The organism is Cupriavidus sp. PB-02 (genome assembly GCF_058252315.1).
The window spans coordinates 3,051,146-3,076,155 of the sequence record NZ_CM177694.1; the positions used below are offsets into that span (position 1 = coordinate 3,051,146).

Consider the following 25,010-nt stretch of genomic DNA (forward strand, 5'->3'; position numbering starts at 1 on the left):
AAGCAGCACGCACGGTATCGCCGGCACGCAGGAAGTCGCCCATAGGAGGCTTCGGCGCGGCAGGCGGTGACGTGGGAACAGAGTGTTCAGGTAAAACAGAATTTAAAGGCGGATGCCCCTGCCGGCATCCGCTTCGGTGAGAGAAGTCCCGCCCGCACCGGGAAACGGTGCCGGCCGGCAGGCTTGCCTGCCGCCTGACTGGAAATATTGGCGCCCGGTCGCAGAACTCCAAGAAGTAGTAGGTGCGCCCGCCAGGAGATGTCAGGCTGCAACGGCGGCTATGCCGAGTCCGAAAAACTTGCTCTTTGACGCGTCTAGGCCTTCCGCGGCCGGCCGCGATGCCGTCGGCGCCGGTTGCGCCGGCGTACCGCATCGCCTCCGGCACGGGAACGCGCCGGATGTCTGCGCAAGAGCAGCCACCGGCGTTCTCTCCCGCCCCGCGGACGTTACCCCGACGTCATCGCCTCTCTTTCACCCGCGCCCAGCCGCCCGCATTTCCCGCGAAGCGGCGCTTTCCGGCAATTCTCGCGCCTCGCTCGCTCCCTCGCGTGCTCCATGGATCGCCGCGGACACCGCCCAGACGGTGCCACCCGCGACACTGGAGTGAGGTATTGCGATGAAACGCATGCTGTTCAACGCGACGCAACAGGAGGAATTGCGCGTCGCCATCGTCGACGGTCAGAAACTGATCGATATCGACATCGAGACTGCCGGGCGCGAACAGCGCAAGGGCAACATCTACAAGGGCGTCATCACCCGCATCGAGCCGTCGCTGGAAGCCTGCTTCGTCAACTACGGCGAAGAGCGCCACGGCTTCCTGCCGTTCAAGGAAGTGGCCCGCGCCTTCTTCAAGGAAGGCATCGACGTGCGCAACGCGCGCATCCAGGATGCCCTGCATGAAGGCCAGGAACTGATCGTCCAGGTCGAGAAGGAAGAGCGCGGCAACAAGGGCGCGGCGCTGACCACCTTTATCTCGCTGGCCGGCCGCTACCTGGTGCTGATGCCGAACAACCCGCGCGGCGGCGGCGTGTCGCGCCGCATCGAGGGCGAGGACCGCCAGGAACTGCGCGAGACCATGGCGCAGCTGACCGTGCCGGACGGCATGAGCATCATCGCCCGTACCGCCGGCATCGGCCGCTCGGCCGAGGAACTGCAGTGGGACCTGAACTACCTGCTGCAACTGTGGAAGGCCATCGACGGCGCCGCCGGCGACAACAAGGCCCCGCTGCTGATCTACCTGGAATCGAGCCTGGTCATCCGCGCCATCCGCGATTACTTCCAGCCGGATATCGGCGAGATCCTGATCGACACCGACGAGATCTACGAACAGGCCCGCGCCTTCATGAGCGTGGTGATGCCTGACAACATGAGCCGCGTGAAGAAGTACCGGGACGACGTGCCCCTGTTCTCGCGCTTCCAGATCGAACACCAGATCGAGTCGGCCTATTCGCGCATGGTGATGCTGCCCTCGGGCGGCGCCATCGTGATCGACCACACCGAGGCGCTGGTCTCCGTGGACGTGAACTCGGCCCGCGCCACCAAGGGCGCCGACATCGAGGAAACCGCGCTGCGCACCAACCTCGAGGCCGCCGACGAGATCGCCCGCCAGCTGCGCCTGCGCGACCTGGGCGGCCTGATCGTGATCGACTTCATCGACATGGAGTCGGGCAAGGCCCAGAAGGACGTGGAAACGCGCCTGAAGGACGCGCTGCGCCACGACCGCGCCCGCGTGCAGATGGGCAAGATCAGCCGCTTCGGCCTGATGGAGCTGTCGCGCCAGCGCCTGCGCCCGTCGCTGTCGGAGGGCTCGCACATCACTTGCCCGCGCTGCAACGGCACCGGCCATATCCGCGATACCGAATCGTCCGCCCTGCAGGTGCTGCGCATCATCCAGGAAGAGGCGATGAAGGAAAACACCGCCGCCATCCATTGCCAGGTGCCGGTGGAGGTGGCTGCCTTCCTGCTGAACGAGAAGCGCCAGGAAATCAACCTGATCGAGCTCCGCTTCAAGGTCAATGTGCTGCTGATCCCCAACAAGCACCTGGAAACGCCGCACTACAAGCTGGAGCGCCTGCGCCACGACGATCCGCGCCTGGAAGAGAGCACCGCCAGCTACCGCATGGCCGAGGCTGCCGCCAAGGAACTGGAAGCCGACACCAGCTACAGCAGCCGCCGCAAGGAAGAAGCCAAGCCGCGCCAGGAAGCCGCGGTCAAGGGCATCACCCCGGAACAGCCAGCGCCGGTATCGGTGCCGCGCCCCGAGCGCGCGCCCAAGCCGGAAACCCCGGCCGCCCCGCCTGTCCCGGCCACCCAGCCGGTGGTCAGCGGCGGCTTTATCGCCTGGCTGAAGGGCCTGTTCGGCGCCCGTCCGGCGACCCCGCCGGTGGTGGAACCCGCCAAGCCGGCAGCCACCGCTGAAACCCGCGGCGCTGAAGGCCGCCGCGAGCGCGGCCCGCGTGGCGAAGGCCGTGGCCAGCGTGGTGAGCGCGGCGAACGTGGTGAGCGTGCCGAGCGCGGCGAGCGGACCGAACGTGGTGAGCGCGGGGAACGTGGCGAGCGCCAGCCCCGTGGCCAGCGCGCCGAGCGCGCGGAACGTGCCGAGCGCCAGGGTGGTGAGCGTGGCGAGCAACGCGAGACCCGTGGCGAACGCCAGGGCCGCCAGCCGCGCCAGCAAGGTGAAGGCCAGGTCACCCCGGCCGTGGCCCGCATGGGCGAAGCAGCGCAAGCCGAGCGTGGCCAGGGCGAACGCGCCGAAGCCCGCCAGGAAGGCCGCCGTGAGCGCAGCCAGGAGCGCCGCGAGCGCCAGCGTGACCGCCAGCGCGAGCGCAGCGACCTGCGTGAAGCCGAAGCCGGCGAAGCGCCGCAGCCGGAAGCCGTAGCCGCCGCCCAGGCACTGGGCGTGGCGCCGCAGGCCTTCGCGGAAGAGTCGCAAGCCGTCCGTGCCGAACTGCCGGAAGGCGCCGAGGGCGTGGCAGAGACCGCCGCGGAAGGTGAAGAACGCCGCCGCCGCAACCGCCGTGGCCGCAACCGCTATCGACGCGAACGCGACGAGACGGCGCAAGGTACGCAAGGCGAAGGTGAAGGCGAATTCGCCCAGGAAGCTGCTGAAGGCGCCGCCCCGGTGACCGCCGAGGCTGCCCCCCAAGCTGTCCCGCAAGCGGAACCCGCACCGCAAGCTGCGGTAGCCGTCGCTGCCGCCGCCGAAGCCGTCGAAGCGATCCGCATCGCCGTGCCGGAGGGCGTGACGCCCGCGCCGGCAACTGAGACTGCGCCGGCGACAGCACCCGTGGCCGAGCAGGCTGCCCCGGTGACCGCCGCCGCAGTGACGGAAGCCGTCGCTGCCGAAGCCGTGGCCGAGCCGGTCGTGAGCGCCGCCGTTGAGACCGCCCCGGCCGTGGCGGAAGTTGCCGAGCCGGTGGTCACGCCGGCACCGGCAGCCGAGCCGGCCGTGGCATTCGCACCGGCGGCCCCGGTGGTTGCTGCAGCACCGGCAGCACCGGCCGTGGCCGCCGCCCCGGCAGCAATGGAGAACCTCGAGCCGATGCTCGCCTCCGTCGGCCTGCAGTGGGTCCATACCGACAGCGACAAGCTGCGCTCGGCCCAGGAAGCTGCTGCCCGCGTCGCGCCCGCCCCGCGGGTGCCGCGCGAGCGCAAGCCGCTGCCGCCGCTGCCGCACGGTCCGATGATCCTGGTCGAGACCGGTGGCCGCGAGGTGGAAATGGCGTCGCAGCAGTAAGCGGGCCGGTGCCCCGCGGGCTCGCCGCCGGCGAGCCTCCGGGCGCACATGCCGCCGGTTGCAGCAGGACCGGCAGCCAAGGGTAAAGGGACGGCCACGCCGTCCCTTTTTTCATGTCGCAAACTACCCGCAAGCCCCTGCGTAAATACCGGCAATAACGGGAATACGGATGCCCCACCCCCGCCTCGGCTAGAATGGCAGCAGAATGCATCCGGCCCCCGGGCGCCCTGCCCCGCAGCGCCGCTCCCCGGAAGCAGCGCCCACCCACAGGCCATGACCGAATCCGTCATTCCGATTTTCGACCTGCGCGAGCATCGCTACCGTTCGATGACGCCCAGTATTCCTGGCAAGCTGGTTGCGCCCACCGGCCTGGTGGCCGACACCCGCGGCCGGCCGCTGCATGACCTGCGCATTTCGGTGACGGACCGCTGCAATTTCCGCTGCGTCTACTGCATGCCGAAGGAAGTCTTCGACAAGGACTACACCTTCCTGCCGCACTCCGAACTGCTGAGCTTCGAGGAAATCGAGCGCACCGCCCGCCTGTTCGTCGCCCAGGGTGTGGAGAAGATCCGCCTGACCGGCGGCGAGCCTCTGCTGCGCAAGAACATCGAGCACCTGGTCGAGATGCTGGCGAAGATCGAGACTGTCTCGGGCAAGCCGCTGGATCTGACACTGACCACCAACGCCTCGCTGCTGGCACGCAAGGCACGCGCCCTGCGCGATGCCGGCCTGACCCGTGTCAGCGTAAGCCTGGACGCGATCGACGACGCCATCTTTCGCCGCATGAACGATGTCGACTTCGCCGTCGCCGACGTGCTGCATGGCATCGAGATCGCGCAAGCGGTCGGGCTGGCGCCGATCAAGGTCAACATGGTCGTCAAGCGCGGCACCAACGACCAGGAAATCGTGCCGATGGCGCGCTATTTCCGCCACAGCGGCATCATCGTGCGCTTTATCGAGTTCATGGACGTGGGCGCCAGCAACCACTGGCAGATGGACGAGGTGCTGCCCTCGGCCGAAGTCGTGCGCCGCATCGATGCCGAATTCCCGCTCGAGCCGATGCAGGCCAACTATTCCGGCGAGACCGCCGAGCGCTGGCGCTACCGCGACGGCAGCGGCGAGCTCGGCGTGATCTCCAGCGTCACCCACGCCTTCTGCGGCGACTGCAGCCGCATCCGCCTGTCCACCGAAGGCCGGCTCTACCTGTGCCTGTTCGCGACCGAGGGCTATGACCTGCGCGCCTTGCTGCGCGGCGGCTACAGCGACCTGGAGATCTCCAACGCGATCGCGCAGGTATGGCAGGCCCGCACCGACAACTATTCCGAGCAGCGCGGCAACCCGGCCGTGCGCCAGGCCCGCGCCGAGCGCAAGATCGAGATGTCCTACATCGGCGGCTGACCCCGCCGCCAGACCCAACCCTCCTTCATGATTGCACGCGACGACATCACCGGCCTGATCCTCGCAGGCGGCAGGGGCAGCCGCATGGGCGGCACCGACAAGGGACTGCAGCCGCTGCGCGGCACGCCGATGGCGATGCACACGATGATGCGGCTCACGCCGCAGGTAGGCGGGCTGATGATCAATGCCAACCGCAACCTGGCCGCCTATGAATCGTTCGGCGTGCCGGTCTACACCGACTCCGTGCCCGACTTTGCCGGCCCGCTGGCCGGCATGTTGGCCGGCCTGGAACAGTGCCCGACACCGTGGATGGTGACCGCGCCGTGCGACTCGCCCTTCCTGCCAACCGACCTGGTGGCGCGGCTGGCACAGGCGCTCGAGGCCGAAGGCGCGGAGCTGGCGATCCCGGTCACGCTGGATGAAGACGGCCGGCGCCAGACCCAGCCCGTGTTCTGCCTGATGCCGGTCAGTGCGCTCGAAAGCCTGGTGGCTTATCTTTCCGGCGGCGGCCGCAAGATCGAGACCTGGGCCGCCTCGCACCGGCTGGCCGAAGTGCTGTTCGAAGACGCCGCGGCCTTTGCCAATATCAACACCCTGGACGAACTGCGTACGCACGAAAGCCGCTAAACACAGCCGCCGAGCCACCATGCCCACCCTGCAATCCGTCATCTCCTGCCTTTCCGACTACGACCCCACCGCCCTGCCGGTGGACCAGGCCAACCGCATCATCGGCGAGGTGGTTGAGCCGGTACGCGGCATCGAACAGGTGCCGATCCGCAGCGCGCTGGACCGCGTGCTGGCCGAGGACATCGTCTCGTCCATTGACGTGCCGGCGCATGACAACTCGGCTATGGACGGCTACGCCTTCCGGGGCGAAACGCTCGCCGCCGCGCAGACGGACACGGTCGAACTGGAAGTGATCGGCACCGCCTTCGCCGGCGGCGCGGGCGAGCTGGCCCCCACCGCGGTACAGGCGGTGCGCATCATGACCGGCGCGGTAATGCCCGCAGGCTGCGACACCGTGGTGCCGCAGGAATTCGTCGAGGCCCTGGCCGACGGCGCGCGTATCCGCTTTGCCGCCGACTGCGTGCGCACCGGCGACAACCGCCGCCTGCGCGGCGAAGACCTGGCGCGCGGCCAGGCCGCGCTGCAGGCCGGACGCGTGGTGCAGCCCGCCGACCTGGGCCTGCTGGCCTCGCTGGGCGTGGCCGAGGTGCGCGTGCGCCGGCGCCTGCGCGTGGCCTTCTTCTCCACCGGCGACGAACTGCGCTCGATCGGCGAGCCGCTCGACGCCGGCTGCGTCTACGACTCCAACCGCTACACGCTGCACGGCATGCTGCGGCGGATGAATGTCGAACTGCTCGACATGGGCGTGGTACGCGACGACCCTGACGCGCTCGAGGCCGCCTTCCGCACCGCCTGCGAGACCGCCGACGCGGTCATCACCTCCGGCGGCGTCTCGGTCGGCGAGGCCGACTACACCAAGCAGATCATGGCGCGGCTGGGCGACGTCACGTTCTGGAAGATCGCCATGCGCCCGGGCCGGCCGATGGCCTTTGGACGCATCAATTCCAACGGCCGCGACGCGCTGCTGTTCGGCCTGCCGGGCAACCCGGTCGCCGTGATGGTCACCTTCTACCACTTCGTGCGCGCCGCGCTGCACCGGCTGATGGGCGCCAGCGTGCCACCGCTGCCGCTCTTGTGTGTGCGCAGCGCGCAGGCGATCCGCAAGAAGCCCGGCCGCACCGAGTACCAGCGCGGCATCATGGCGCAAGCGGCGGACGGACAGTGGGAAGTGCGCATCACCGGCCAGCAAGGCTCAGGGGTGCTGCGCTCGATGAGCGAAGCCAACTGTTTTATCGTGCTTGGCCACGAGCAGGATTCGGTCAAGGCCGGAGACCCGGTCGAGGTGATGCTGTTCGACGGCCTGGTCTGAGCCCGAGGCCAATCTGAGCCATCAAAGGACCGGCAGCGCCCAGGCCCTTGTATCTATGTGTCGTATTTGTGCCGCACATTTGCGGCTGCAATGCGCCGGGCGCAGTGCTTTCGCCTGCCCAGCGGGCGGCAGGCTATGCGGGTGACGGTCCAATCGTTACACTTGGCGCACGATTCAGAATTATTCGAGTTATTCCCCGTGATGAATCAGGAGATCGCCTACCTCCACCCCGTCAAGACCGCCCGCGCGCTGGTGCTGGTCTACCTGTGCTTCTCGCTGCCGATTGTTTCGCTCGGCCTGTTCGTCACCTTCATCCGCTATGGTGACCTGCCGGCGATCACGGTTTTCAGCGCCATCATCCTGAATGCGCTGATCGGCTTCGGGCTGCTGTGGCTGGCGTGCAAGGCCTACAACTGGGTGGCCGCGCGCTTTGGTGGCATTCAAGTCCACGTGCGCGAACTGGCGCCAGAAGACGACTGAGCAGCGCGCTGAAGTCGTGCCCGGCAGCACGCCGGTCGCCGCCGAACGGCCTCCTGCGAGGCCCTTTTCCTTCCTGACCTGCGGCGCTCAACCGCCGTTGTCTTCCAGCGTTTCCGGCGTTTCGGCATCCGCCGCATTGAGGCCCAGCAACTGCTGGGCGGCATCGCCCGGCAGCGCTTCCACCGTGCGCAGCTTGCGCGCCATCTGGCGCGTGCGCACTTCTGCCTGCTCGATATTGCGTGCGGCGCGCTCCAGCGTATCCCGGGTCTTGGCCAGCACGTCGCCGAACTTGCCGAACTCGGTCTTGACCGCCCCCAGCACCTCCCACACCTCGCTCGATCGCTTTTCCAGCGCCAGCGTGCGGAAGCCCATCTGCAGGCTGTTCAGCAGCGCCGTCAGTGTAGTGGGCCCTGACACGGTCACGCGGTAATCACGCTGCAGCAGGTCGGTCAGACCGGGGCGCCGCAGCACTTCGGCGTACAAGCCCTCGGTCGGCAGGAACAGGATCGCGAAATCCGTGGTCTGCGGCGGCGACAGGTATTTCTCGGCGATGGTCTGGGCCTCGCGCCGCAGCGCCACTTCCAGCTCACGGCCGAAGGCGATCACCCCATCCGCGTCGCCGCGCTCCTGCGCATCGACCAGGCGTTCGTATTGCTCCTTGGGGAACTTGGCGTCGATCGGCAGCCAGACCGGCGCATTGTCACCACCCGCCGACTTGCCCGGCAGCCGGATCGCGAATTCCACCCGCGCGCCGGAGTTGCGCACGGTCTCGACGTTCTTGCCGTACTGCTCCGGCGTCAGCATCTGCTCCAGCAGCATTTCCAGCTGGACTTCGCCCCAGGTGCCGCGCGACTTCACATTGGTCAGCACCTTCTTCAGGTCGCCCACGCCCTGCGCCAGCACCTGCATCTCGCCCAGGCCGCGGTGCACCTGCTCCAGGCGGTCCGATACCAGCCGGAACGACTCGCCCAGGCGCTGTTCCAGCGTGGCATGCAGCTTCTCGTCGACGGTGCGGCGCATCTCCTCGAGCTTGGCGGCGTTGTTGGCCTCGATGGCTTGCAGCTTCTGCTCGAGCGTGGCGCGCACTTCGGCCAGCCGCCGCTCGTTGGCCTCCGACATCTGCGCCAGCTGCTGCTGCAGCCCGTCGCCGAAGCGGCGCAGCGAACCGGCCTGCTCGTCGCGCGCCTGCTGGCCCTGCAGCATCAGGTGCTGGCGCACCTGCTCGAGCTGCTGGGTGTTGGACTCGGTCAGCTTGGCCAGCTGCTGCGCAAAGGTGTCGATCTGGTTGTTCTGCAGCGTGGCGATGCCGGTCAGCTGCGACGACAACGCCTGCTGGAAGCGCAGCATCTGCTGTGCCGACTCGTCCCGGTTGCCGCGCGCGGCCCCTGCCACCTCGGAACGCACCTCGCGCTCGAGCCGCTCCATGCCGTGGACACTCTCTACGCGCACCTCGGCCAGCTGCCGCGCCAGGTCGGCGCCCGGCGCAGCCGCCTGCTGCCGCAACAGCACCACCACCAGCAAAACGACCGCGAGCAGCGCCACGGCCAGCGTCAGGAACGGAATCAGGGACATGCAGCAGGAATCAGGTTGGCGACGGGCCGGCCGGGTCAGCGGCGATGCGGCATCACTTCAGGATTGATCACGGTGGGCGGATGGCCGGCCTGCGGGCCCTGGTCGAGCGCGGCGATCAGGTTGTCGGCGGCCAGCATCGCCATCGCGCGGCGGGTCTTCTCAGAGGCGCTGGCGATATGCGGCGTCAGCACGACGTTCGGCACGGTCAGCAGGTCCGGATGGACGCTGGGCTCGCCCTCGAACACATCGAGGCCGGCGCCGAAGATGCGCTTGTCGCGCAGCGCCTGCGCCAGCGCGGCGTCGTCGACGATGCCGCCGCGCGCCAGGTTGACCAGCGTGGCGGTCGGCTTCATCAGCGCCAGCTCCACCGCGCCGATGGCGTGGTGGCTCTGCGGGCCGTACGGCAGCACCAGCAGCAGGTGGTCGGACTGGCGCAGCAGGTCTTCCTTGCTGACATAGCGCGCATTGAGCTCGCGTTCGGTCTCCTGCGGAAGCTGGCTGCGGTTGTGGTACAGCACCGTCATGCCAAACCCGGCGGCGCGGCGTGCCAGCGCCTGGCCGATGCGGCCCATGCCCAGGATGCCCAGCGTGCTGCCATACAGGTCCATGCCGACCAGCATGTCGTAGCTCCAGCGCTGCCACTTGCCGGCGCGCAGGTAGTGCTCGGCCTCGGTCACGCGGCGCGCGGTCGCCATCAGCAGTGCCCAGCCGAAGTCGGCGGTGGTCTCGGTGAGCACGTCCGGCGTATTGGTCGCGACGATACCGGCAGCCGTCAGCGCCGGCACGTCCAGGTTGTTGTAGCCGACCGCCATATTGCAGACCGCACGCAGCGACGGCAGCCCCGCAATCACGTCGCCGTCGATGCGGTCGGCGGCGTTGGCCAGCACGCCGGCCTTGCCCGCCAGGCGCGCCTTCAGCGCAGCAGCGTCGAGCACCGCGTCCTGCTGGTTGTCGTCGACATCGAAATACTGCGCCAGGTGCGCAATGACTTCGGGATAGATGGCGCGGGTGACAAGTACGGACGGCTTCATGGCATCACACGTGGAAGAAAAGGAAGGTCATGATGACGAACAGCGGCACCAGGAAGATGCCCGAGTACAGCATATAGCCGAAGAAGCTCGGCATGCGCACGCCGCGGTTCTCGGCGATGGCCTTGACCATCAGGTTGGGCGCGTTGCCGATATAGGTATTCGCGCCCATGAATACGGCACCCGCCGAGATCGCTGCCAGCGTCGAGGCATCGCGCGTCATCAGCGTGGCGGGGTCACCCCCGGCGGTGTTGAAGAACACCAGGTAGGTCGGCGCGTTGTCCAGGAACGAGGACAGCACCCCGGTGGCCCAGAAGTACATGCTGTCGACCGGCTGGCCGTTGCTGTCGCTGACCGCGCGAATCACGCCTGCGAAGGCGCCGTCGGTGCCGGCCTTGAGCATGGCGATCACCGGGATGATAGTCAGGAAGATACCGGCGAACAGCTTGCCCACTTCCAGGATCGGCTCCCAGTTGAACTCATTGCCGGCGCGCGCGGATTGCGGCGTGACCAGCAGCGACACCACTGCCACCACCACCAGCAGCACATCGCGCACCGCGGCCTGCAGCAGCACTTCGGTGCCCAGGATGTCGAACGAGATGCCCGGCTTCCACAGCCCGCTCATCAGCACCAGCCCGATCACGGCCAGCAGCAGCATGAAGTTGAACTTGCCTTCGATGGCGATGCCGCCCGAATCCGGCGTCGGATCGCTGCGGGGTGGCAGTTCCTCTTCCTTGTTGCGGTAATAGTGGCGGTCGACCAGGTAGAACAGCGCCAACAGCACCACGCAGATAAAGAGCGTCTCCAGGTAGATATTGCGCATGGTCCAGAAGAACTCCACGCCCTTCAGGAAGCCGAGGAACAACGGCGGGTCGCCCAGCGGCGTCAGCGCGCCGCCGGCGTTTGCCACCAGGAAAATAAAGAACACCACCACGTGCGCCACATGGCGGCGGTTGTCGTTGGCGCGCAGCAGCGGCCGGATCAGCAGCATGGCCGCGCCGGTGGTGCCCATAAAGCTGGCCAGCACCGTGCCCAGCGCCAGGATGCCGGTATTGAGCCTTGGCGTGCCGTGCAGGTTGCCACGCACGCAGATGCCGCCGGCGACGATGTAGAGCGCGGCGATCAGCGCGATAAATGGGATGTACTCGGCCAGCAGCGCGTGGACCGCGCTGGCGGTGGCCGCATGCGCGCCGAACATCAGCGCGAACGGCAGCAGGAACAGCAGCCCCCAGCCCGCGGCGATCTTGCCGTAGTGGTGATGCCAGAACTTCGGCGCGAGCAGCGGCCACAGCGCGATCGACAGCAGGATGCCGGCGAACGGCAGCCCCCAGAGCGGAGACAGCGAGGCGCCGTCGAGGTCCGCCGCGTGGGCGGAAACGGGAAAGGCGGCCAGCATGGCCAGCAGTGGCAACAGCGCGGTGGCAAGTCGCATCAGGCAGGATCTCCTTGGCGGGAATGCAGCATTGATCAGCGCATTGCGCATTGCCGCCGCGCCGGGGCAGTGCGCAAAGGCAAGCCTGCAAGTGTAATTCAACCACCTCGCGCGCCGCCCTTGGGCTACGCGCCTGATGCCACATTTCTTGCGGCGGGTCAGCAAGCGCTCAGGCTTGCTCCACCAGGATCACATGTACGCGGTACGGGCCGTGCGCGCCCAGCACGATGGTCTGTTCGATATCGCCCGTGCGCGACGGGCCGCTGATGATATTGGTGGCGCGCGGCAGCTCGCCGCGCTCGCTGCGCACCAGCGCAAAGGCGTCCTCCAGGCCCGCGACGATGCGCGAGCGCGGCACCACCGCCACATGGGTCTCGGGCAGCAGCGCGGCCGAAGCAAACGTGGTCGGCCCCGACAGCAGCATCAGCGAACCGGTCTCAGCGATCGCGCAAAAGCAGCCGGTGATGCCGACCAGGTCGCCATGATCGTGGTCGGCCTCGACCTCGCGCACCGGCGGCCGGCATTCCACTTCGATTCCCGCGGCCTGCCACGGCAGCGCGCCCAGCGCATCCCAGGCCACCGCGCGGTGGACCAGGCTTAGGCTGTCGAGAAAACGCACGGTGGCGGCGGGCACCTCCTCCATGGTCGCCACGCGATCGACGGTCGAGGCCATGCGCTGCGCCTGCGCCAGGAAATGCTCGGTCAGGTCGGCGGCGGGCATCGGCCGCGGGCCCTGCGGATGGCGCGCGAGGTAGTCAGCCACCGCCTCGCGCTCGCCGGAGGTCGGCCTGACCGGCCTGCCCTGGGCGGCACGGATGCGGGCAAAGATGCGGTCGCGGGCGTCGTTGGTTTCCATATGGCCTGGTTGTTCTTGTCGCGGGGCGCGGCTGGTATGCGATGCGCCGATTATAGTGTTGGCCGCCGTGCGCTGAGTCGGCTATGGCGCCGCCTTGACCGAGAACACCTGACGCAGGTAGGTAAGGTAGCCGGCATCGTCGCACATGGTCTTCTCCGGCGTATCCGACAGCTTGGCCACCGGCTGCCCGTTGCAGCGCACCATCTTGATGACGATCTGCAGCGGCGTGTAGCCCAGGTCGTTGGTCAGGTTGGTGCCGACGCCGAAGGCCAGCCGGCACCGGCCATGGAAGCGCTCGTACAGTTCGATCACGCGCGGAATGTCGAGGCTGTCGCTGAAGATCAGCGTCTTGGTGCGCGGGTCGACGCGATTGGCGGCATAGTGGGCGACCATGCGCTCGCCCCACAGCATCGGGTCGCCGGAATCATGGCGCACACCATCGAAGAGCTTGCAGAAGTAGAGGTCGAAGTCGCGCAGGAAGGCATCGAAGCCATAGGTGTCGGACAGCGCGATGCCCAGGTCGCCGCGGTACTCGCGTGCCCACCGCTCCAGCGCGTACACCTGCGAATCGCGCAGCCGCGGCCCCAACGCCTGGCACGCCTGCAGGTATTCATGCGCCATCGTGCCGAGCGGCACCATATTGTGCAGGCGGGCAAAGTGGACGTTGCTGGTGCCGGCCAGCTGCGGCCCGAGCACGCGCCGCATGGTCAGCAGCACCTCTTCCTGCCAGTCGCGCGAGAAGCGCCGGCGCGTGCCGTAGTCGGCGATGATGCAATCGGCGACCTCCGGCGTCTTCAGCAGTGCCAGCTTGTCTTCCAGCCGGCGGCGGCCTTCGGCGAGGTCCGGCCGGGGCTGGGTGCGGCGGAAATAGACCTCGTTGACGATCGCCAGCACCGGCACTTCGAACATGATGGTATGCAGCCACGGGCCGATGATCGAGATCTCGATCTCGCCGTTGCCCTGCGGCGCCGGCCGCACCGACACGTACTTCTCGTTCAGGTGGAACAGGCCAAGGAAGTCGACGAAATCGCTCTTGATAAAGCGCAGCCCGCGCAGGTAGGCCAGTTCGTCGTCGGTGAAGCGCAACTGGCACAGGTGCGCCACCTCGGCGCGGATCTCGTCGATATACGGCGTCAGGTCGACGCCCGCGTTGCGGCACTTGAAGCGGTATTCGACCTGTGCCTGCGGAAACTGATGCTGCACCACCTGCATCATCGTGAACTTGTACAGGTCGGTGTCGAGCAGAGACTGGATGATCATAGCGAGCCAGACGGCGATGCCGGGTCAGTCCGACATGCTAACCGAAGTCTGCCTGCGCGCGTGGCGCTCAGGCGCCGTCGAGGAACGGCTGCGGACGCCGCGGTGTCGCCCTGCCCTTGGCCTTGCCCTGCAGGCACCAGAGCTGGCGGCCGTCCGCACCGGCGCACGACACCAGCGTGGCGGCGCCGCGCGGCACCTGCTGCGGCAAGGGCTCGGCAAAAGCGCCGTCGCCGGCCAGGATGCGCTCGGTGTAGACCGGCGTGCCCGCGCGCTCGAAGCGCAGCACCTGGACCCGGTCGCCTGGCTGCGGCTGCAACTCGGGCCCGCACGGCATCAGGCCGGCGCGGCCGCAATGGGCGATGGCGTCGCCCGCGGGCGAGTCGGTCACGCTGAAGTGGTCCCAGTCGAACGCGGTCAGGGCTGGCAGCGCGACCGGCGCATCGGAACGGGCGCGCCACGCCACCAGGCGCGACACCACGCTGTCGGCCATGCCGGGCTGGGCCAGGGTCTGTGCGGAGACGGGATCGATGTGCGAGCAAAATGCCGTCCACAGCACAAGCACAGGCAGGACCGCGGCATGGCGCCGCAGGCGGGCAGGACGGAAACGGCTAGGCTGGCGTGGCATATGGGTCTCCCGGCCGGATACATGTGACATGCGGGCGGCCTCCATCATGCGCCGGGACGCGCCGGCGCGCCAGCCGGCCGCCATGCGTTGGATCAAAAGCACATAAAGAAATAAGAAAACTATCTGATCCGGCTATATAGACCCGCTATCCTTGCCGGAAGGCTCGGCTACAATATCGGCTTCCGAAAGGCCTCGGCCGGCGCTCGTCCAGCCCATGCTGCAACCGTTGCAGATGGGGCGCGTCCGCCGGCAAGAAGCGGCCCTAACAGTTTCCCATTAAAAGCCGACCTGTTTTCCTGGAACCGAAATGACTCACGTTGTCACCGAATCCTGCATCCGTTGCCGCTACACAGACTGCGTTGACGTGTGTCCGGTCGATTGTTTCCGCGAAGGCCCCAACTTCCTGGCCATCGACCCGGATGAGTGCATCGACTGCGCCGTGTGCGTGGCCGAATGCCCGGTGAATGCCATTTACGCCGAGGAAGACGTTCCGGGCGACCAGCAGCAGTTCATCGACCTGAACGCCGAGCTGGCGCGCGCATGGCCCTCCATTACCAAGACCAAGGCCCCGCTGGCCGAGGCCGAGGAATGGAAGGACGCCACCGACAAGCTGCAGTACCTGCAGCGCTGACACGAAAAAGAAAGCCGTCCCCACGCGCTTTCCGCAATACCGGGCACACGGTGCCCCACCAACGTATCAGGACGAATATGGACTTGAGCATTCCAAATCCCGTTGCCGACACGACCAGGCAGGTCGAAGGCGGCAACCCCGCCGGCGGCCAGCCGCTGGAAATCGACGCGCTGATCGTCGGTGCCGGTCCGGTGGGCCTGTTCCAGGTCTTCGAGCTGGGCCTGCTTGAAATCAAGGCGCACGTCATCGATTCCCTGAAGGTGGTCGGCGGCCAGTGCGTGGAGCTGTATCCGGACAAGCCCATCTATGACATCCCGGCCGTGCCCATCTGCACCGGCCAGGAACTGACCGACAACCTGCTCAAGCAGATCGAGCCGTTCGAGCCCACCTTCCACCTGGGCCAGGAAGTCGCCGTGGTCGAGCGCCGTGAAGACGGCCGCTTCTTCGTCGAGACCTCGCTCGGAACCCGCTTTATCACCAAGACCATCTTCATCGCCGCCGGCGTGGGCTCGTTCCAGCCGCGTACGCTGAAGGTCGAGGGCCTCGACAAGTTCGACGGCAAGCAGCTGTTCTACCGCGTCAAGGATCCGAGCCGATTCCATGGCCGCAATCTGGTGATCGTCGGTGGCGGCGACTCCGCGCTGGACTGGACGCTGGACCTGGTCGGCAAGGCCGAGTCGGTGGTGATGATCCACCGCCGCGACGGCTTCCGCGCCGCGCCCGCCTCGGTCGCCAAGATGAAGGAACTGTGCGAACAGTTGGAAATGCAGTTCGTGGTCGGCCAGATCGGCGGCTATGAAGAGAAGGACGGCGTGCTCACCGAGATCAAGGTGACCGGCGCCGACGGCGTGACCCGCCGCCTGCCGCTGGACGACCTGCTGGTGTTCTTCGGCCTGTCGCCCAAGCTCGGCCCGATCGCCGAGTGGGGCCTGGACCTGGAGCGCAAGCAGATCAAGGTGGACACCGAGAAGTTCGAGACCAACATCCCGGGCATCTTCGCGGTGGGCGACATCAACACCTACCCCGGCAAGAAGAAGCTGATCCTGTCGGGCTTCCACGAGGCTGCGCTGGCCGCGTTCGGTGCTGCGCCGTATATCTTCCCCGAGAAGAAGATCCACATGCAGTACACCACCACCTCGCCGAAGCTGCACAAGATCCTCGGCGTGGAATCGCCGGTGTTCGACTGACCGGCTGGCGATTGCCACGATCAGGTGCCGCAGAAAAAACCGCCGCGAGGCGGTTTTTTCTGGCACAAATCAGAAAGCGTGGCTATAATGCGGCCTCGCTGTTGAACGCGAAGGCCTGAAGCCAGCAGAGATGCCCTTCACCATCGTGAAACGCAGCAAGTCGGAAGCTTCCAGACACCTGGCGACAAGAACAATACGTCGAAAAGGTGTTGACGAAGAAAAGAGAAACTGGCTATAATTTCTTTCTCAGCTGTTCCCCGATAGCTCAGTCGGTAGAGCGACGGACTGTTAATCCGCAGGTCCCTGGTTCGAGCCCAGGTCGGGGAGCCAACCGATACGGAAGCCCGGTGCATATGCACCGGGCTTTTTCGTTTTGTGCTTTGCATTTCTACCGCAGGCAATCACGGCGGCCGACAGCACTGCCGCAATGCCCGCGTCCCTTCCCTGCTTATCCCTGCAGCGAGTCCCCGGCGATCTTCAGCGCCTCCACAATGCCCATTGCATTGAGTTCGACCCGATGCAGCGGCCCCGCCACCGACAAGCCATAGGTTGCCCCGCCAATGGTCACGGGAGTGGCGATGGCCCCCAGGTCCGGGAACGACTCGCCGAAATTCGGATACCACCCTTGCGCCTGCCATTGCTGCATCGCGGCTTCGAATGCCTGCACCGAAGCCACGGTGCGCGCCGTGCGCGAGGCAAACGACACGCCTTCCAGCAGTTCGGCGCGCGTCGCCGCGGGCATCGCGCCGAGGATGGCGCGGCCGATGGAGTTCACATGCGCATCGCGCAGTTCGCCCGGCGCAGCGATATAGCGCACCGGATTGGCGGACTCGCGCACCTCCAGGTACAGCACCCGTCCGTCATCCTGCAGCTTGCCAAAGATCACCGTCTCGCCGGTGGTGTCGCGCAGCGACTCCAGCACCGGCTGCACGCGTTCGAGCAGCGGGTCGTTGCGAGCGATACGCTGGGCGATATCGAGCAGCCGGCGCGTCGGGTAGTAGCCCTGGCGGCGGCCGGTTTCGTACAGGTAGCCGAGCGAGGCCAGCGTGCGGATCAGCCCCAGGCAGCTCGACATGGGCGCGCCCAGCAGCTTGGCTAGCTCGGTCAGCGTCAGCGAGCGCCCTTCGCGCGCATAGATCTCCATGATCTCGATCACGCGCAGCGCGGTCTTGACGCTGGCGTAACCGGATTTCTCGGCCGCTTCGTTTTCTGCCATCGTTTGGCTTCCTCGACTTCAGTATCCGTTGGCCGGGATTGTACGCGGCGGCGCCGTTCGGCAAGGCGGGTCAGCCGTCCCCGTCTTCGGCTTGCGGCAAGGCCTGCGGCCAGCGGCGGATATTGCCCGGCGTGCGCGAGAAGCGCGTAGGGATCCCCACGCCGCGCAGCCGGCCTTCGCTCGGGTGGTCATACTCGAACATCATGCCGGTGGCGCGCAGGTGCGGGTCATCGGCCAGGCTGTCGAAGTGCGGCACTTCGCTGTGCGGGATATCGGCATCGCGCAGCAGGTCCAGCCACTCCGCGGTGGTGCGTTGCGCGACGATCTCGGCCAGGGTGGCGTAGAGCGCATCGATATTGGCGCTGCGCGCGGCCGGCGTGGCATAGCGCGGGTCGCGCGCCAGTTGCGCATGGCCCGAGACATCGAAGAAGCGCAGCCATTGCGCGCTGGTATAAGGCAGCAGTGCGATATGGCCGTCGCGCGTGCGGTAAGGCTTGCGGTGCGCCGACATCACGCGGGGATAGCCGGCCGCCCCCAGCGGCGGGATGAAGGTCTGCCCGGCCAGTTGCTCGGTGGCGAGGAAGGACACCAGCGTCTCGAACATCGGCACCTCGATGGCCTGGCCCTGGCCGGAGCGCTCGCGCTCGTACAGCGCCATCGGGATCGCGTAGGCCACGGTCAGCCCGGCCACCTTGTCGGCCAGGATGGTGTTGACGTACTGCGGCCCCTCGTTTGAATTGGCGCCCTGGAACTGCGCCATGCCGCTGCGCGCCTGGATGATGTCGTCGAACGCCGGCGCGCCCGCGTAGGGGCCCTCCTCCGAATAGCCGTAAGCGCCGCAGTAGATCAGCCGCGGATGGTCCGCGCGCAGCGAGGCATAGTCCAGCCCGAGCTTGCGCAGCGATTGCGGCCGCACGTTGGAGACAAAGACATCGGCCGTGGCGATCAACGCCTTCAACGCGGCCAGGTCTTCCGGCTGCTTCACGTCCATCACGATGAACTGCTTGTTGCGGTTCAGGTTCAGGAAGCTGGCGCCCATCGCGGCGTGCCGCGCCGGCTCGGCATGCCGGAACACGTCGCCGGCGGGCGGTTCGACCTTGATGACTTCGGCGCCCATGTCGCCGAGGATCTGGGTCGCATACGGCCCCATCGCGACCGAGGTCATGTCGATCACGCGGATGCCGGCCAGCGGACCAGTGGCGGCGGGAACCTGCGCTTGTTCGTCTGGCATCGTCGCTCCCGTTCAGTACGACTTGGGCAAACCCAGCACGCGCTCGGCAATGAAGCACATGATGAGCTGCGGGCTGACCGGCGCGATGCGCGGGATATACGACTCGCGCAGCAGCCGCTCCACGCGGTACTCGCGCGAATAGCCCATGCCGCCCAGCGTCAGGATCGCGGTCTGGCAGGCATTGTGGCCGGCCTCGGCGGCGAGGTACTTGGCCGCATTGGCTTCGGCGCCGCAGGACTGGCCGGCGTCATAGCGCGCGGCCGCCTTGAGCATCATCAGGTTGGCCGATTCCAGCTGCATCCAGGCCTGCGCCAGCGGATGCTGCACGCCCTGGTTCATGCCGATCGGGCGGCCGAACACCACCCGCTCCTTGGCGTACTGCGTGGCGATCGCCAGCGCCGCTCGGCCCAGCCCGATGGCCTCGGCGGCGATCAGGATGCGCTCCGGATTCAATCCGTGCAGGATGTACTCGAAGCCCTTGCCCTCTTCCCCGATGCGGTCTTCCTCCGGGATAAACAGGTCGTCGATAAACAGCATGTTGGTATCGACGGCGGCGCGGCCCATCTTGTCGATCTCGCGGATCTCGATCTTGCTGCGGTCGACTTTGGTGTAGAACAGCGACAGCCCTTCGGTCGATTTCTTCACCGACTCCAGCGGCGTGGTGCGCGCCAGCAGCAGCATGCGGTCGGCCACCTGCGCGGTCGAGATCCAGATCTTGCGCCCGCTCACCGAATAGCCGCCCGGCACCTTGCGCGCAAAGGTCTTGAGCTTGGTCGTGTCCAGGCCCGCGTCGGGCTCGGTCACGCCGAAGCAGGCCTTCTCCTTGCCGGCAATCAGCGGCGGCAGGAAGCGGCCCTTCTGCTCGTCGGTGCCGAACACCACCACCGGGTTCAGGCCGAACACGTTCATATGCACCGCTGACGCGCCGGTCATGCCCGCGCCCGACTGCGAGATGGTCTGCATCACCAGCGCCGCCTCGAGGATGCCCAGCCCGGCGCCGCCGAACGCCTCGGGCATCGCCACGCCCAGCCAGCCGCCTTCGCACAGCGTCTTGTAGAACTCGTGCGGGTAGGTGGCGGACTTGTCGAGCCGGTCCCAGTACTCCATGTCGAACTGCGTGCAGACCTGCTGCACGGCCTCGACGATCGATGCCTGGTCTTCGGAGAGATCGAAATTCATATGCGTTACCTGTGGAGTCTGGTTGTCAGTTGCGCGCTCATTCCGGCTGGATGCCCGCGTCCTTCACCAGGCGCGACCACTTCTGCAGCTCGGCCACGACAAACTGGCTGAGCTCCGCCGGTGTGCTGCCGAACGGCTCGAAGCCCAGCGCGTGGAACTGCGCCGCATGCTGCTTGCTGGTGGCAATGGCGACCAGCTCGCGGTTGAGCCGCTCCACCACCGGCGCGGGCACGCCGGCCGGGGCAAACACGCCGTTCCAGGAGGTGATATCGAATCCCTTGAGCTCGGTTGCGCTGGCTACGGGCGGCAGGTCGGGCAGCAGCGCGCTGCGCTGCGCCGTGGTCACGGCCAGCGCGCGCAGCTTGCCGGCACGCACGTTGGCGATGCCGGCGGCGAAGTCGACGAACATCGCCTGCACTTGGCCGCCCATCACGTCGGTCATGGCCGGTGGCGTGCTCTTGTACGGCACGTGCAGCATCTTCAGTCCGGCCATCTTCGACAGCGTGGCGCCGGCGACGATGCCGGTGCTGTTGCCGCTGGCGTAGCTCATGCCCGGGTGCGCCTTGGCGTAGTCGATGAATTCGCGCAGCGTCTTCACCGGCAGTTGCGGATTGACCACCAGCATGAACGGCAGGTTGCCCATGCGCGAGACCGGCGTGAAATCCTTGACCGGGTCATAGCGAAGCTGCTTCATCAGCGAGGGGTTGGCCGAGTGCGTGGTGTTGGTGGTCATGAACAGCGTGTAGCCGTCGGCCGGGGCCTTGGCCACGAACTCGGCGGCAATGGTGCCGTTGGCGCCGGGCTTGTTGTCCACCACCACCGGCTGATGCAGCGACTCGCCCAGGGACTTGGCGGTCAGGCGCGCAACGGCGTCGGTGCCGCTGCCGGCGGCGAACGGGACCACCAGGCGCAGCGGCTTGGACGGGAATTCGTCGGCAGCCGTGGCAGCCAGCGGCGCCAGCGCGGCGGTGCACCCGAGCACCAGGCTGGCAAAGGCGTTCTTGATGGACTTCACGATTGTTGTCTCCTGTAGTTATATGAACCCTTGCCGTGGCCGGCCGCATCTCAGGCGGGCCGTATCACGCGCTCGGGGGATTCCTCATATGGTGGGGAATAGATGACGAGAATCTTGGCCGGTTCGTCGCTGACCACCGTGAACACGTGCATCTCGTCCGGCGGGAAGAAACAGCAGTCGCCCGGACCCAGTTCCTTGCGCTGGCCGCCTACCTCGGCCACGGCGCGGCCTTCCAGCACGTAGCAGACCTGCTCGATGCCGGGATGCGCGTGCGGCAGCGCGCCCTTGCCCTTCTCGATGGTGCCGTGGATCACCTCGAGATGGCGCGAGCCTACGGTCTCGGGCCCGATCAGCCGGCGGTTGAGCGTGCCGACATGGTTGGCGGGGTGGTAGCCCTCGACCTCGTCGGTCGAGATGAAATAAACCGGACTGTCCTGCACGCTGTGCTCCTGTCGGGGTTCGCCATGGGACGGCGATAAATTCATATTTATGAATAACAGTTTATACATATGAATTAGTCCGTCAAACGATTTCGGGGCCGTTGCGGGTTTACCGGGAGGGATGGCAGGGCGAGCGCCGGCCTCACGCGGGGCGTGATCGGCAAAGAAGTGCCCAGAGCGTAATGCCTGGGCTAGCCGGCGAAGCGGTAGCCCACGCCGATCTCGGTCAGCAGGTAGGCCGGGCGCGCGGGATCCGCCTCCAGCTTGTGGCGCAGGTGGCCCATATAGACGCGCAGGTACTGGCTGCTTTCGGCATGCGACGGCCCCCACACCTCGCGCAGCAGCTCGCGGTGGGTCATGACTTTGCCGCGATGCGCCAGCAGCACAGCCAGCAGCCGGTATTCGATTGGCGTCAGGTGCACCGGCTCGCCCGCGCGCGTGACCTGCCGGTTGGCCAGGTCCACGGCGATCTCGCCGAACGCCACCTGCGCCTTGCCTTGCGCCCCGCTGCGCGCATGCCGGCGCAGCAGCACGCGCAGGCGCGCCACCAGTTCGCCCACGCCGAAGGGCTTGGTCAGGTAGTCGTCGGCGCCGGCGTCAAGCGCGCGGATTTTTTCGGACTCGTCGGTGCGCGCAGACAGCACCAGCACCGGCACTTCGGCCCAGGTGCGCAGCTCGCCGATCATCGATACGCCGTCGCCATCGGGCAGGCCGAGATCCAGGATCACCAGGTCGGGCTGGCGCGTGCCGGCCTCGATCAGGCCGCGCTGCAGCGATTCGGCCTCATGCACGGTGCAGCCCTCGTCCTGCAGCGCCGCGCGCACGAAGCGGCGGATATGGGGCTCGTCTTCCACCAGCAGCACCGTGGGCGCGAACTCGAAGGGCATTGCTTGTCGGGTCCTTGAAGGGTTGTGAGGTCAGGCCGGCATGCCGGCGGGTTCCGGCTCCAGCACCGGGGGATTGCCGCGCGGCAGGGTCACCACGAAACGGGCGCCCGGGCTGCCGCTCTCCGCCTGCGGATGCACCGGCTCGACCCGGATGCTGCCGCCGTGCGCGTGCACGATGGCCTCGCACACGGCCAGCCCCAGGCCAACGCCGGCGGTGGCGGATTCGCGCTCGCCGCGCGTGAATTTCTCGAACACCTGCCGCGCCATGCCGGCCGGCACGCCGGGGCCTTCGTCCTCGACCACCAAGTGCACGGTGTCGTCGGAGACATCGCCGCGCACGCGGATCTCGGTGCCCGGCGCGGTGTACTTGGCCGCATTCTCCAGCAGGTTGCACAGCACGCGTTCCATCAGCACGCCGTCGCATTCCACCAACGGCAGTGCGGACAGGTCCGCGACCACCACACGGTGGCGCGCGAGCGCATCGTGCAAGGACGCCAGCGCGGCGCCGGCCAGCTCCTCGAACGATTGCCATTCCTTGCGCAGCGCCACATTGCGGCCCTGCAGCCGCGCCATATCGAGCAGGTTGGCGACCATCGCATGCATGCGCCGCGCCTGGTCGCGCATGGCGGCCACGGTATCCGCTATGTCAGCTGACAGCGGCGGCGTGCCGCGCTGCAGGGTCTCGGCCATGCCGATCAGGCTGGTCAGCGGCGTGCGCAGGTCATGCGAGACGGCGGCCAGCAGCGAGCTGCGCAGGCGCTCGGATTCCATCGTCAGCAGCGCCTGCTGCGCGACCTCGACATAGTGCAGCCGCTCGATCCCAATCGCGATCAGCGTGGCGAAGACGTCGACCTGCCGGCGCAGCGTGGGCTCGGCAAACGCGCGCCAGGTGTGCGGCTCCACCGCCAGCACGCCGCGCACCTGCATCGGCGCCTTCAGCGGCAGGTACAGCACCGTGCCGGAGGGTAGCGTGTCGGTGCCGGTGCCGGCGGGCTGGCCGTGATCGAACACCCATTGCGCCAGCACGTGGTCGATCGCATCGCTCTGCCCCGCGCCGGCCGCCTCGGTACCGACGACCCCCGGCCCCAGCCGGCCGTCCGCGCCGACCAGGAAGAAGGCCGCACGCGCATCGAATGCCGCGCGCAGGAAGCGGCTGGCGATAGCGACAATCTGCGTGTCGGTCAGCGCCGCCGACAGCTCGCGCGCCAGCTCGTACAGCGTGCGCGCGTCGGTCTCGCGCTGCACCGCGACCTGGGCCTGCTCGCGCAGGCCGGCCGTCAACTGGCCGATCACCAGTCCGACCGACAGCATCACCAGGAAGGTCACCAGGTACTGCACGTCGCTGACGGCAAACGACAGCTTCGGCGGCACGAAGAAGAAATCGAAGGACCCGACTGCCAGCACCGATGCGAACGCCCCGGCGGCGCGGCCGTGCCGCAGCGCCACGCCCGCCACCGCCAGCAGGAACAGCATGGCGATATTGACCAGGTCGAACCAGGGCCGCGCCAGCGCCGACAGCGCGGTGGCGCCGGCACACCAGACCACGGCCCACAGCAGGCCGGCCAGGTGCGAGGGCCGGGCTTCGTCCTGCGGCGGCTCGGCGCCCGGCAACGCGCGCGCTTCGACAGGCACGTCATGGTGGCGGCTGTCCGCCGCTACGCGGATCACATCGATTTCGGGACACGCGCTGGCGAGCGCATCGGCAGAGCTGGTCCGCCCGAACAGCCAGGCGCGTGCGCCCAGCCACGGCGCCAGCGCGCGCGCCAGCAGGGTGCGTCCGCGTCCGAGCACCGAGGTATCGTCGGCAGCCCAGCGCGCCGGCGTGCGGCCGATCACCACTTTAGTGAGGTTGTGCCGTCGCACATAGCCGGCCACCGCGGCCACCATATCGCTGCCGGCCAGCGTCTCGGTGCGCGCGCCCAGTGCCTCGGCCAGCCGCATCGCCTCGTCGAGCCCTTCGCGCTGCGCATCGGGCACCGGCGCGAGCCGCGGCACCGCCACCGTCACCACATGGCAATCGCAATCGAGCTGCCCCGCCAGCCGGCGCGCGCTGCGCACCACCTGCGCGGCATCGCTGCCATGGCCGATGCAGGCCAGCACCGCTTCGCGCGTGCGCCAGACCGGTTCGATCGAGGCTTCCTGCCGATAGGCGCGCACGTCGTCGTCGACACGGTCGGCGGTGCGGCGCAGCGCCAGTTCGCGCAATGCGATCAGGTTGCCTTTGCGGAAGAAGTTGTGCACCGCGTGGCGCGCCTGCTCGGGCACGTACACGCGCCCTTCGCGCAGCCGGCGCAGCAGTTCGTCGGCCGGGAGGTCGACCAGCACCACTTCGTCGGCATCGTCGAAGACCGCATCCGGAACAGTCTCGCGCACGCGGATGCCGGTGATGCCGGCCACCGCCTCGTTGAGGCTGTCGAGGTGCTGGACGTTGATCGTGGTCCAGACGTCGATGCCGGCCGACAGCAGCTCGCCGATGTCCTGCCAGCGCTTGGGGTGGCGGCGGCCGGGCGCGTTGCTATGCGCCAGCTCATCCACCAGGATCAGCGCGGGATGCCGTGCGAGTGCCGCGTCGAGATCGAATTCCTGCAGCGTGCGGCCGCGGTAAGCGATGCTGCGCGGCGGCACGCGCTCGATGCCTTCGGCCAGCGCCTCGGTCTCGGCGCGGCCATGGCATTCAACCACGCCGACCACCACGTCGGTGCCCTGCTCGCGCTGGGCGCGCGCCGCCGCCAGCATGGCGAAGGTCTTGCCCACCCCGGCCGAGGCGCCGAAGTAAATGCGCAACCTGCCGCGCGCGGCGCGCTCGCCGGCGGCCTGCATGCGCTGCAGCAGGTGGTCGGGGTCGGGGCGGTGATCGGATTGGCGCGGCTCAGGCATGGTGAGCGCCCTTACTTGGCGGCG

20 protein-coding genes and 1 tRNA gene are annotated in these 25,010 nt (G+C 67.6%); 8 read left to right on the forward strand and 13 right to left on the reverse strand.

What is annotated here, in order from left to right:
• The first annotated feature begins 616 nt into the window (after positions 1-616).
• The 5 genes from AC10V3_RS14315 (at position 617) to AC10V3_RS14335 (ending at position 7,550) form a co-directional block, all read left to right on the forward strand.
• On the forward strand, positions 617-3,736 hold the full coding sequence (locus tag AC10V3_RS14315) for an Rne/Rng family ribonuclease (protein ID WP_490922372.1): 3,120 nt from the start codon (positions 617-619) through the stop codon (positions 3,734-3,736).
• A gap of 273 nt (positions 3,737-4,009) precedes the next feature.
• The gene (moaA, locus tag AC10V3_RS14320) at positions 4,010-5,134 is read left to right on the forward strand and encodes a GTP 3',8-cyclase MoaA (RefSeq protein WP_022535941.1); all 1,125 of its coding nucleotides are present in this window, start codon (positions 4,010-4,012) and stop codon (positions 5,132-5,134) included.
• Between the two features lie 27 nt (positions 5,135-5,161).
• Positions 5,162-5,761 carry a molybdenum cofactor guanylyltransferase MobA gene (gene mobA, locus AC10V3_RS14325; protein WP_022535942.1) on the forward strand — a complete coding sequence of 200 codons (600 nt, stop codon included), beginning with the start codon at positions 5,162-5,164 and terminating at the stop codon, positions 5,759-5,761.
• 19 nt (positions 5,762-5,780) lie between these two features.
• On the forward strand, positions 5,781-7,070 hold the full coding sequence (gene moeA / locus AC10V3_RS14330; protein WP_490922374.1) for a molybdopterin molybdotransferase MoeA: 1,290 nt from the start codon (positions 5,781-5,783) through the stop codon (positions 7,068-7,070).
• 201 nt (positions 7,071-7,271) lie between these two features.
• Entirely contained in the window at positions 7,272-7,550 is a 279-nt protein-coding gene (locus tag AC10V3_RS14335; RefSeq protein ID WP_022535944.1) for a hypothetical protein, read from the forward strand.
• A gap of 87 nt (positions 7,551-7,637) precedes the next feature.
• Here the strand turns inward: AC10V3_RS14335 and AC10V3_RS14340 are convergent, their stop codons facing one another.
• The 6 genes from AC10V3_RS14340 to AC10V3_RS14365 all read right to left on the reverse strand — a co-directional run bounded on the left by AC10V3_RS14340 (position 7,638) and on the right by AC10V3_RS14365 (position 14,323).
• A complete protein-coding gene (locus tag AC10V3_RS14340; protein ID WP_022535945.1) occupies positions 7,638-9,122 on the reverse strand; it encodes a DNA recombination protein RmuC in 1,485 nt (494 codons plus the stop codon).
• 35 nt (positions 9,123-9,157) lie between these two features.
• Entirely contained in the window at positions 9,158-10,153 is a 996-nt protein-coding gene (locus AC10V3_RS14345) for a 2-hydroxyacid dehydrogenase (protein WP_022535946.1), read from the reverse strand.
• Positions 10,154-10,157: 4 nt separating this feature from the next.
• Positions 10,158-11,582 carry a sodium:proton antiporter gene (locus tag AC10V3_RS14350; protein WP_022535947.1) on the reverse strand — a complete coding sequence of 475 codons (1,425 nt, stop codon included), beginning with the start codon at positions 11,580-11,582 and terminating at the stop codon, positions 10,158-10,160.
• Positions 11,583-11,751: 169 nt separating this feature from the next.
• Entirely contained in the window at positions 11,752-12,438 is a 687-nt protein-coding gene (locus AC10V3_RS14355; protein ID WP_349604160.1) for a LutC/YkgG family protein, read from the reverse strand.
• An 81-nt stretch (positions 12,439-12,519) separates the two neighbouring features.
• A complete protein-coding gene (gene pncB, locus AC10V3_RS14360; protein WP_349604159.1) occupies positions 12,520-13,698 on the reverse strand; it encodes a nicotinate phosphoribosyltransferase in 1,179 nt (392 codons plus the stop codon).
• Between the two features lie 67 nt (positions 13,699-13,765).
• Positions 13,766-14,323 (reverse strand): hypothetical protein, encoded by a 558-nt coding sequence (locus tag AC10V3_RS14365; protein ID WP_041681542.1) that lies wholly within the window; start codon positions 14,321-14,323, stop codon positions 13,766-13,768.
• Between the two features lie 307 nt (positions 14,324-14,630).
• On the opposite strand from AC10V3_RS14365, the gene fdxA reads away from it, so the two are divergent.
• From fdxA to AC10V3_RS14380, 3 genes are all read left to right on the forward strand, one after another.
• Complete coding sequence (fdxA, locus tag AC10V3_RS14370; protein ID WP_022535951.1) at positions 14,631-14,954, forward strand: ferredoxin FdxA; 324 nt, start codon at positions 14,631-14,633, stop codon at positions 14,952-14,954.
• 77 nt (positions 14,955-15,031) lie between these two features.
• Positions 15,032-16,141, forward strand: coding sequence for an NAD(P)/FAD-dependent oxidoreductase (locus AC10V3_RS14375; RefSeq protein WP_022535952.1), 1,110 nt, complete (start codon positions 15,032-15,034; stop codon positions 16,139-16,141).
• A 254-nt stretch (positions 16,142-16,395) separates the two neighbouring features.
• Positions 16,396-16,471: transfer RNA gene (locus tag AC10V3_RS14380), tRNA-Asn, on the forward strand.
• A 118-nt stretch (positions 16,472-16,589) separates the two neighbouring features.
• Here AC10V3_RS14380 and AC10V3_RS14385 read toward each other — a convergent pair.
• From AC10V3_RS14385 to AC10V3_RS14415, 7 genes are all read right to left on the reverse strand, one after another.
• On the reverse strand, positions 16,590-17,357 hold the full coding sequence (locus tag AC10V3_RS14385; protein WP_022535953.1) for an IclR family transcriptional regulator: 768 nt from the start codon (positions 17,355-17,357) through the stop codon (positions 16,590-16,592).
• A gap of 70 nt (positions 17,358-17,427) precedes the next feature.
• Positions 17,428-18,588 carry a CaiB/BaiF CoA transferase family protein gene (locus tag AC10V3_RS14390; protein WP_349604155.1) on the reverse strand — a complete coding sequence of 387 codons (1,161 nt, stop codon included), beginning with the start codon at positions 18,586-18,588 and terminating at the stop codon, positions 17,428-17,430.
• A 12-nt stretch (positions 18,589-18,600) separates the two neighbouring features.
• The gene (locus AC10V3_RS14395; protein ID WP_454752229.1) at positions 18,601-19,767 is read right to left on the reverse strand and encodes an acyl-CoA dehydrogenase family protein; all 1,167 of its coding nucleotides are present in this window, start codon (positions 19,765-19,767) and stop codon (positions 18,601-18,603) included.
• A 37-nt stretch (positions 19,768-19,804) separates the two neighbouring features.
• Complete coding sequence (locus tag AC10V3_RS14400) at positions 19,805-20,782, reverse strand: Bug family tripartite tricarboxylate transporter substrate binding protein (protein ID WP_022535956.1); 978 nt, start codon at positions 20,780-20,782, stop codon at positions 19,805-19,807.
• Positions 20,783-20,832: 50 nt separating this feature from the next.
• The gene (locus tag AC10V3_RS14405) at positions 20,833-21,222 is read right to left on the reverse strand and encodes a cupin domain-containing protein (RefSeq protein WP_022535957.1); all 390 of its coding nucleotides are present in this window, start codon (positions 21,220-21,222) and stop codon (positions 20,833-20,835) included.
• Between the two features lie 191 nt (positions 21,223-21,413).
• The gene (kdpE, locus tag AC10V3_RS14410; RefSeq protein ID WP_349604151.1) at positions 21,414-22,109 is read right to left on the reverse strand and encodes a two-component system response regulator KdpE; all 696 of its coding nucleotides are present in this window, start codon (positions 22,107-22,109) and stop codon (positions 21,414-21,416) included.
• Between the two features lie 30 nt (positions 22,110-22,139).
• A complete protein-coding gene (locus tag AC10V3_RS14415; protein WP_349604148.1) occupies positions 22,140-24,986 on the reverse strand; it encodes a DUF4118 domain-containing protein in 2,847 nt (948 codons plus the stop codon).
• Between the last annotated feature and the right edge of the window lie 24 nt (positions 24,987-25,010).

Excerpts from the sequence above, each read along its gene's own strand:
- AC10V3_RS14315 (WP_490922372.1), top strand. The coding sequence starts at position 617 with ATGAAACGCATGCTGTTCAACGCGACGCAACAGGAGGAATTGCGCGTC.
- moaA (WP_022535941.1), top strand. The coding sequence starts at position 4,010 with ATGACCGAATCCGTCATTCCGATTTTCGACCTGCGCGAGCATCGCTAC.
- mobA (WP_022535942.1), top strand. The coding sequence starts at position 5,162 with ATGATTGCACGCGACGACATCACCGGCCTGATCCTCGCAGGCGGCAGG.
- moeA (WP_490922374.1), top strand. The coding sequence starts at position 5,781 with ATGCCCACCCTGCAATCCGTCATCTCCTGCCTTTCCGACTACGACCCC.
- AC10V3_RS14335 (WP_022535944.1), top strand. The coding sequence starts at position 7,272 with ATGAATCAGGAGATCGCCTACCTCCACCCCGTCAAGACCGCCCGCGCG.
- AC10V3_RS14340 (WP_022535945.1), bottom strand. The coding sequence starts at position 9,122 with ATGTCCCTGATTCCGTTCCTGACGCTGGCCGTGGCGCTGCTCGCGGTC.
- AC10V3_RS14345 (WP_022535946.1), bottom strand. The coding sequence starts at position 10,153 with ATGAAGCCGTCCGTACTTGTCACCCGCGCCATCTATCCCGAAGTCATT.
- AC10V3_RS14350 (WP_022535947.1), bottom strand. The coding sequence starts at position 11,582 with ATGCGACTTGCCACCGCGCTGTTGCCACTGCTGGCCATGCTGGCCGCC.
- AC10V3_RS14355 (WP_349604160.1), bottom strand. The coding sequence starts at position 12,438 with ATGGAAACCAACGACGCCCGCGACCGCATCTTTGCCCGCATCCGTGCC.
- pncB (WP_349604159.1), bottom strand. The coding sequence starts at position 13,698 with ATGATCATCCAGTCTCTGCTCGACACCGACCTGTACAAGTTCACGATG.
- AC10V3_RS14365 (WP_041681542.1), bottom strand. The coding sequence starts at position 14,323 with ATGCCACGCCAGCCTAGCCGTTTCCGTCCTGCCCGCCTGCGGCGCCAT.
- fdxA (WP_022535951.1), top strand. The coding sequence starts at position 14,631 with ATGACTCACGTTGTCACCGAATCCTGCATCCGTTGCCGCTACACAGAC.
- AC10V3_RS14375 (WP_022535952.1), top strand. The coding sequence starts at position 15,032 with ATGGACTTGAGCATTCCAAATCCCGTTGCCGACACGACCAGGCAGGTC.
- AC10V3_RS14385 (WP_022535953.1), bottom strand. The coding sequence starts at position 17,357 with ATGGCAGAAAACGAAGCGGCCGAGAAATCCGGTTACGCCAGCGTCAAG.
- AC10V3_RS14390 (WP_349604155.1), bottom strand. The coding sequence starts at position 18,588 with ATGCCAGACGAACAAGCGCAGGTTCCCGCCGCCACTGGTCCGCTGGCC.
- AC10V3_RS14395 (WP_454752229.1), bottom strand. The coding sequence starts at position 19,767 with ATGAATTTCGATCTCTCCGAAGACCAGGCATCGATCGTCGAGGCCGTG.
- kdpE (WP_349604151.1), bottom strand. The coding sequence starts at position 22,109 with ATGCCCTTCGAGTTCGCGCCCACGGTGCTGCTGGTGGAAGACGAGCCC.
- AC10V3_RS14415 (WP_349604148.1), bottom strand. The coding sequence starts at position 24,986 with ATGCCTGAGCCGCGCCAATCCGATCACCGCCCCGACCCCGACCACCTG.